Here is a 7225-nt window from a genome sequence, read left to right as displayed (position 1 = left end):
TGGCCGGACTCGCCCTGCTCGGGGGTGCGCTCGTGCCTCGCCAACTGCAAGCGGTCGACAGGGACAGCGTAGAAGAAGGGCGGGGGACGACTGACTGAGTCCCTATGCGCGTGGAGAACGTCCTAGCGCGCCGCCAATGAAAGTTGTTGGCCGTCATCTGTGTTGGTCGAGCTGGCAGCGGTGTTTGCATCTATCGGGACCGGCAGCATCACGGGGCGAGCGGGCGGCGGAAAGCAGACTGACCGCTGTCAACGGTGACGCTGGTCGTCGGGGCTTCGGTTGTTGTGATTGGTGCTCTCGGCCTTGACCCTTCGAAATTTCATCCGCCCGTACCAACGTCAAACGCACGGATCACCGTGTGCGCTCGACAATCAGGTTGGCCAACTCGCGGGGGGCCGTGATCATGGGCCAGTGGCCGGCATCGAGCGAGACGACGTCCATCGACTCCAGTGCAATAGGGGGCACCTTGACGGTGTCTCGTCGGAGATCCACGAAGGTCGGTGGGGTCACGAACGCATCCCAGCTGAACGAAGGATCCGCCTTGTCTTCGTAGGTGGCGATGGGATGGGGGCTCGTCACCGCCTCGAACTGGGCGAGCAGGTCTCCGCTCAGCCCGTGATCACCCCACCCGTCTAGTTGCGTTCTGGTGAGCACGGGGATCGCCACCCCGTCGAGCTCGAGTGACAACTTCCTCAGGTACGCGGCGCCCCGGCCAAAGTCGTCGAAGATGGACCGCCCTGCGACAGGCAGGTTCGCGCCCAGAAGGATCGTGGAGACCTTCTCGCGTGACTTCTGCGACAGCCGCGCCATGGCCAGGGCTGCGGGAACACCGGCATACGAGTGTGCGACGAGCAGGGTGGGTCCCTCGGTGTCCTCCAAAGCCTCGACCACGTCTCGTACGTGTGCGTCGAGGGTGGCTTCTTCGCTACGGCGGTCTCCGAGGCCGGTCAGCTCAACGGCCGACGCATGGATCCCGTGCGCGGTGAGCAGGTCTTGCACGGGTTCCCATACCTTCGCGGCGAGGAAGGAACCAGGAACCAGGACAACCTCAGCCACGATGGCCTTCGAAGAAGGCAACGGCACCCCGGGTGCGCACCGAGTACCTCTCGAAACGATCGGCCAGGATCGATTCGAGCCCGTGCGCGTCGTCGTGGCGGTTGTGGAACGATCCCGCGTCGTTGTACTTCTCCATCATCCACGATCCTGCCCTCCCGAGACCGTGGTTCTTCCCGAGCACGGTGCACCCGAACAACACCCCGCCCGGGCTCAGATTCGGGATCAGGTTGTCGAACACCACTGCTTTCTCCTTCATGGTGCCGGGGAGGCAGTGCAACACGTTCTGGATGGCGATGGACTCGAACAGCTCGTCGGTCTGAAGCGGCATGAGCGCGTCCTGCACCATGGTGCGGGGCCGGTACCGGATGATCCGCTTCTCGGTGGTCTGCAGGACGAGCTCGTTCAGGTCGGCGACGACGATGTCGGGGCGCTCGACCGGGTAGGTCGCCTTGTCGAGAAAGAAGCCAGTCCCGGGCCCGATGTCGAGGTGCTTGCCTCGCACATTGTCGTTGAAGAACTGCAGCATCGTCCCTCGTGAGCAGCGCCACGCGATGGGGCACACCATCCCGAGCGCGATCGGATCGTAGATCCTGAGCACCGGCTTGGTGTACATGCTGGCGTCGCCGCTGAGCGAGTGGTCATTGTCCAACTGATCGGTCATCTGATCTCTCCCATGGTGGGTGCTTCATCGGTCTGCATTGACGCCGTGCTCGGCAAGGCGCGCGTGGAACTCGGCCGGCGTGGTGACCCCGGCCACGGCGGAGGCGTACAGGTCACACAGCTGTGGGCTCGGAGCGATCGCCTCGAGCATTGCCTTACGAGCCGGATCCAGCTGCAACCGGGCGATGGCCAAGGTGGAGTAGTAGCGAGCCAGGGACTCTTCATCGCGCTTGCGCTCGAAGTCTCTGGTGGCCTGATCGACTCGGCCAGGGTCGCCGATGGGCACTTGGGCCAGTTCGCCGGCGAGCATGGCTGACTGCACCAGGGCGTCGGTGATTCCCTGAGCGGTCAGGGAATCCTTGTGGTGTCCGGCATCTCCGATCAGTGCCCAGCCGGGGCCTGATGCGGCGCGGTAGTAGTTGCGCTGGTCACCCATCCCGATGAGCCGCTCCGCCTGGGTCGCGTCCATGACTTTCGCGTACAGGCGCGCGTCCACCTCGGCAAGGGTTTGGCGGAAGGCGGTCTGGGGGTTGGCTTTCGCGGTGGTGAACTCGCCCTGGGGCAGATAGGCGGCGATCAGGTGAGCACCGGCGGTGGGGATCACTCCGACCCAACGCCGCCCGCCTTGGAACTGGGAGAACGGGTCGTCCAACCCCTCGAAGAACCCGTAATAGCAGATAGACGCCTTCGGTCGTTCCAGATAGGTACGGGCCTGCACTTTCTCGGCCACCGTCGAACGCAGCCCGTCTGCTCCCACCACCAGATGAGCGCCCAGTAGCTGATCGCCTTCGGAGGTGCGGAAGCAGACCCCCGTGATTCGGTCCTCGTCCGCGAGCAGGCCGGTGGCGCGGGCTTCATGGATCACGGTCGCGCCAGCGGCCTCTGCTCGCGAGCACAACAACTCATCCAGCTCCGAGCGACGGGGGGCATAGGCGACGTTGCCGTCACCGAACAACGGGCCCCGGCCCTGCAGATCCACGCCCTCGGTGTGGAACCTGAGCGTGTCCAAGGCCGGTGCTCCAGCCAACGTGGCGCCCATCGGCACGCCGAGGTCTCGGAGCTGCTGTACTCCCGGCTGGTGGATGTACAAGGTCGAGAGCTTGTCACTTCCACGCTTGGCGCGGTCGATGACGACCACCGACAGGCCGGCGCGGGCCAGATGTATGGCGAGGCTGGCGCCGGCACAGCGCGCACCCACGATCACCACGTCGACTTGTTCTGACGGTCTGCTTCCGGCCACCCGAGAAGGCTGATCCGGGCAGGTTAGGCACCGGTAAGCCGTCCCCTCTCCGCCTTGCCCATTCCTAACTCGACCGTGTGACCGTCGGTGCGTCGTCGAGGAGGAGCAATGGCAGAGAGCCTACGAAATCGGTTGGAAGAGCGTGCCCGGCGAGCCCGATCGCAGGCACAGCACTCTGATACGCACATTCGACCGGCCGCCCCTGGGACGCGCGCTCCGGCCACTGTTGCGCAGCAAGGACTGTGGGTGGCCAACGAGCTCAGCGGGAACGTTGCGTTCACCGTCCCTGTGCTCCACGACGTGGAGGGCCCCTTGGACGTGGGGGTGCTCGACCGGGCGTTGGCTGCGCTGGTGGAACGTCATGTCGCATTCCGCACGACGTTCACCGACGCTGATGGCGACCTGACTCAGGTCCTGCAGCCGGCGCCGGCGTCGGTGCTCACCATCAGGTCGTTGGCAGAGTCCAAGCCTGAACTGCGTGAGGTGCAGGCCGAGAGCATCATCGCCGCCGAGATCGCGACCACCTTCGACCTCACCGAGGACATTCCGTTCCGGGCAACGTTGATCTCGCTCGGTCCCACGCGGCACAAGCTGCTGTTGACGATCCATCACATCGCCTGTGACCAGTGGTCGATGGGCATCTTCGCCAGTGAGCTGGCCACGGCGTACGCCGCTCTTCTTCGGGGTGAAGAGCCGCGACTTCGGCCCATCGAGGTCGATTACCTGCAGCTGGGCGATGTCGAGGCAGCCGAAGGTGATGGCGACGGGGTCGCGCACTTCGTCTCGCGCGCCCAGGGGAAAGCGGCGTTGCGTTTCGTGCCGGACAAGCAGCGACCGGCGCACAGTTCGTTCGGTGGCGATGAGCGAGCTCTCTGGTTGGGTGGCGAACGGACCCGAGCGATCCAGGATTGCGCACGCAGTCTGAGCGCTTCTCCATTCATCGTCACCTTGGCAGCGTTCCTGGCGCTGGCTCGGGTGCACGGCGGCGAGGACGAGTTCGTGTTCGGCACCAGTGCTGCGGGCCGCGACTCTGAGGACCTTGCCGGACTCATCGGATTCTTCGTCAACACCCTGGTGCTGCACGCCGAGGCGCCGGCCGAGATGAGTTTCGCTGCGCTGGTGGAACAGGTGAAGGGCACCGTCAGCCAGGCCCAGGAGCGGGCGAACACGCCGTTCGGTGAGGTCGTGACGCGCTTGGGTGTCAGCGGTGACGGAACCGGTAAGGCACTGACAGCGGTGCTGTTCCAGCAGGACAACACCCCCGGGAGCGCATTCGCGTTCGAGGGGTGCACGACCACGTTGGACGACAACGTGAACTCCCACGCGGCGAAGTACGAGTTGTTGGTCAGCGTGCGGAACCAGGCCCAGGACACCCGGGTGCACGTCCAGTACGACACCGACCTGTTCACCCCTAGCCGGGTCGAGGCGCTGTTGTCCGCAATCGACCACTGCCTGCAGGCCGCCTGCGAGGATCCATCGCGGCCCATCGGTGAGCTACCCACGGTCAGCCCTGCGGAAGCACAGACGCTGGCCGCGATCAATGCAACAGAGAAGGACTTTACGGGCGCCGAGACCCTCCACGGCCTGGTGCTGGCACAGGCGGAGCTGCGGCCCGACGCCGAGGCGCTTCTGCTGCCTGGCGGTACTGCTGTCACCTACAAGGAACTCGCCACGGATGCGACCGCCGTCGCTGCTCGGCTGGTCAAGGAAGGGGCAGGGCTCACGAAGACGGTCCTGGTTGCTCTTCCTCCCGGCCGGGAGTATCTCGTGGCCTGCTTGGCCACCTCGATGACAGGGGCAGCATTCGTGCCCGTGGCGCACGACATGGCCACCGAGCGCCTTGCCCAGATCCGGGCGGCTGCGCAGCCCGTCGCAGAGTTCACCAGCACCGAGGTGGTCGAGTCATGGGTCTACCAGGGGGCAGGAGCTGGCTTCGAACCTCGCGATGTCGAACCCGACGCCCACGCCTACATCATCTTCACCTCCGGCTCGACCGGAGTGCCCAAAGGAGTGCAGATCCGCCATCGCGGCATCGTGAACAACCTCAACGATCTTGCTGGTCGCCTCAACCTCACCAGCGCGGACCGATGCCTGGCGATCTCCTCCACCGGCTTCGACATGTCGATCTTCGAGGGCTTCGGCATCCTGAGCGTTGGTGGAGCCTCGGTCATCTTGGATCCCGAGTTCCGGCGTGACCCGTCCCACTGGCTCGAGCGGGCAGTCGACGAAAGGGCCACGGTCTGGAACTCGGCCCCAGCCCTGCTGGGAGCCTTCCTCGACGAGCTCGAACAAGACGCCAGCCAGGAACCCCCTCCGCTGCGCGCCGCGGTTCTGGGTGGCGACTGGGCTCCCTTGTCGATGCCGGCACGGTGGTGGGCGTTCTTCGGTGACGCCACGTTCGACGTCCTCGGCGGTGCCACAGAAGCCTCCATCCATTCGACCTACACCCGCGTCGCTGAGGTGGACCCCACGTGGAACGCGGTTCCTTACGGGCGCCCCATGGCCAACCAGAAGAGCATCGTGGTCGACGAACAGGGCCGGCTGTGCCCCATCGGGGTCCCCGGACGGCTCTTGTTGGGTGGTGTCGGGCTGGCCTCCGGGTACTTGGGCGCAGAGGAACTGACTCGGGAGAAGTTCCAGGCGCGCGAGGATGGAGAGGTCTGGTACGACACCGGCGACATCGCTCGGTGGAACCACGAGCTGACGCTGGAGCTGCTGGGGAGACGCGATTTCCTGATCAAGCTGGCCGGGCTCCGGATCGAACCCGGCGACGTCGAAGCCGCCATCGTCAAGTCCGGACAGGTCACCTCTGCGGTCGTGTTTCCCGTGGCCGACCCGGATGAGCGGCTGGTGGCAGTTCTCGAGTCCGAGCAACATCCGGACATGCAGACAGTCAGGCAGAGGCTGGTTGCCGAGCTGCCCTCGTACATGATCCCGTCGGAGTTTCGGCGGCTCACGTCCATGCCTCTCAACACGAGCGGGAAGCTGGACCGCAAGCAGGTACAGGCTCTGTTCGACACGGCAGAGAAGCTCGCCGGTTCGGCGAAGCAGGTGCCCCTGGAAACCGAGCGTGAGGCCCACGTTGCGCAGGTGTGGACCGAGGTGTTGTCCACGCCGGTCGAGAGTGCCGTGGACGACTTCTTCGCCCTGGGCGGTGACTCCTTCAAGGCTGTGAAGGCGGCCCGCCTGATCGACCCGAACCTGCCCACCGTGGCCCTGTTCCGCTACCCCACGGTGAGAGAGCTCGCGAGCTACCTCGACACCGACGGCTCCACCAGCCACCTGAAGCGGTTGGTACGTCTGTCCGGCGCCGACACAACGGCGAAGGTTCGTTTGGTGTGCGTGCCATACGGCGGTGGGAACGCGATCGCCTATCAGCCGTTGGCCGACCAGCTCGGCGATGCCGTGGAGGTCTTGTCGGTGAACCTGCCGGGGCACGACCTGGCCGACGGGTCTCCCATGCAGCCCATCGCCCAGGTGGCCGACCAAGTGGCGGCGGAGCTCAGTCAGCTGCCGGAGATGCCCACGGCTGTGTACGCACAGTGTGCCGGCTGCGCAACCGCAGATCGGCTCGCCCGGGCGATGCGGCGCGAAGGGATTCGGCTGGACGCGGTGTTCATGGGAGCGGCGCTGCCAGACCGCGATCCGCACGCATCGATGGCGCTGGTCAGGGACGGTGACGATGCGCTGCTGTTGGGCCACATGCGTGGCCTCGGCGGATTCGACGGGGTCCTGGACGACTCGGACATCACCCGCATCCTGAAGGTTGTGCGTCACGACCTGCAGGAGATGGTCCGGATGTACCTCACCGACCTCGAGCACCCTCCCGTGCCGTTGGATGTTCCGGTCCACTGCGTGGTGGGCGGGGCAGACCCCGCGACCGAGGGCTTCCAGGACAGGTACAGCGACTGGGGACGGTTGGGCATCCCGGTGAGCCTGTCCGTGCTGCCCACAGGTGATCACTACTTCTGCACCACAGATCCGGCCGGCTTGGCGACTCACATCCGCACGAGACTAGGGCTGACGTCGTCAACGACTTCAGCCACCTAGGAGAGACCAGAATGGACTTTCTGCAGCGGTGGGAAAGCAAGTCACTCGATGACCGTCGTAGTGCGTTCGGGATCAAGCCGCAAGCCGCGCTGGATGATCCTGGCTCCGCGGTGCCCGTGACCCCGACCCAGGAGGCGATCCTCGCCAGCGAGGCAGAGGCGGCGCCGCTGAGCCCCTACACGCTCACGACGGCGTTCGACGTGAACGGTGCGGTCGACG

General features: G+C 65.5%; 5 protein-coding genes. 2 read left to right on the top strand and 3 right to left on the bottom strand.

All coding sequences use genetic code 11. The features are described 5' to 3' along the window. Nucleotides 1–351 precede the first annotated feature (351 nt). From H5T77_RS25200 to H5T77_RS25190, 3 genes are read right to left on the bottom strand one after another with little or no spacing between them, the layout of a single operon-like run. On the bottom strand, nucleotides 352–1056 hold the full coding sequence (locus H5T77_RS25200) for an alpha/beta fold hydrolase (RefSeq protein ID WP_292653357.1): 705 nt from the start codon (nucleotides 1054–1056) through the stop codon (nucleotides 352–354). After that, the gene (locus H5T77_RS25195) at nucleotides 1049–1717 is read right to left on the bottom strand and encodes a class I SAM-dependent methyltransferase (protein WP_292653356.1); all 669 of its coding nucleotides are present in this window, start codon (nucleotides 1715–1717) and stop codon (nucleotides 1049–1051) included. Before H5T77_RS25195 ends, H5T77_RS25200 begins: the two co-directional genes overlap by 8 nt. Nucleotides 1718–1741: 24 nt before the next feature. Beyond that, nucleotides 1742–2923, bottom strand: a complete 1182-nt coding sequence (locus tag H5T77_RS25190) for an NAD(P)/FAD-dependent oxidoreductase (protein ID WP_292653355.1) — start codon at nucleotides 2921–2923, stop codon at nucleotides 1742–1744. 141 nt (nucleotides 2924–3064) lie between these two features. On the opposite strand from H5T77_RS25190, the gene H5T77_RS25185 reads away from it, so the two are divergent. Together H5T77_RS25185 and H5T77_RS25180 are read left to right on the top strand one after the other, a co-directional pair. Then, nucleotides 3065–7006: a non-ribosomal peptide synthetase gene (locus H5T77_RS25185; protein ID WP_292653358.1), complete on the top strand. Its 3942-nt coding sequence runs from the start codon at nucleotides 3065–3067 to the stop codon at nucleotides 7004–7006. An 11-nt stretch (nucleotides 7007–7017) separates the two neighbouring features. Beyond that, a partial coding sequence (locus H5T77_RS25180) for a hypothetical protein (protein WP_292653354.1) occupies nucleotides 7018–7225 on the top strand: 208 nt, incomplete at its 3' end.

The sequence above is a fragment of the Nocardioides sp. genome, assembly GCF_014360585.1.
In the GTDB taxonomy this organism is placed as follows: domain Bacteria; phylum Actinomycetota; class Actinomycetes; order Propionibacteriales; family Nocardioidaceae; genus Nocardioides.
The sequence above is the reverse complement of the archived record's forward strand: the minus strand, read 5'-3'. Positions and strand labels throughout refer to the sequence as shown.

Excerpts from the sequence above, each read along its gene's own strand:
- H5T77_RS25195 (WP_292653356.1), bottom strand. The coding sequence starts at position 1,717 with ATGACCGATCAGTTGGACAATGACCACTCGCTCAGCGGCGACGCCAGC.
- H5T77_RS25185 (WP_292653358.1), top strand. The coding sequence starts at position 3,065 with ATGGCAGAGAGCCTACGAAATCGGTTGGAAGAGCGTGCCCGGCGAGCC.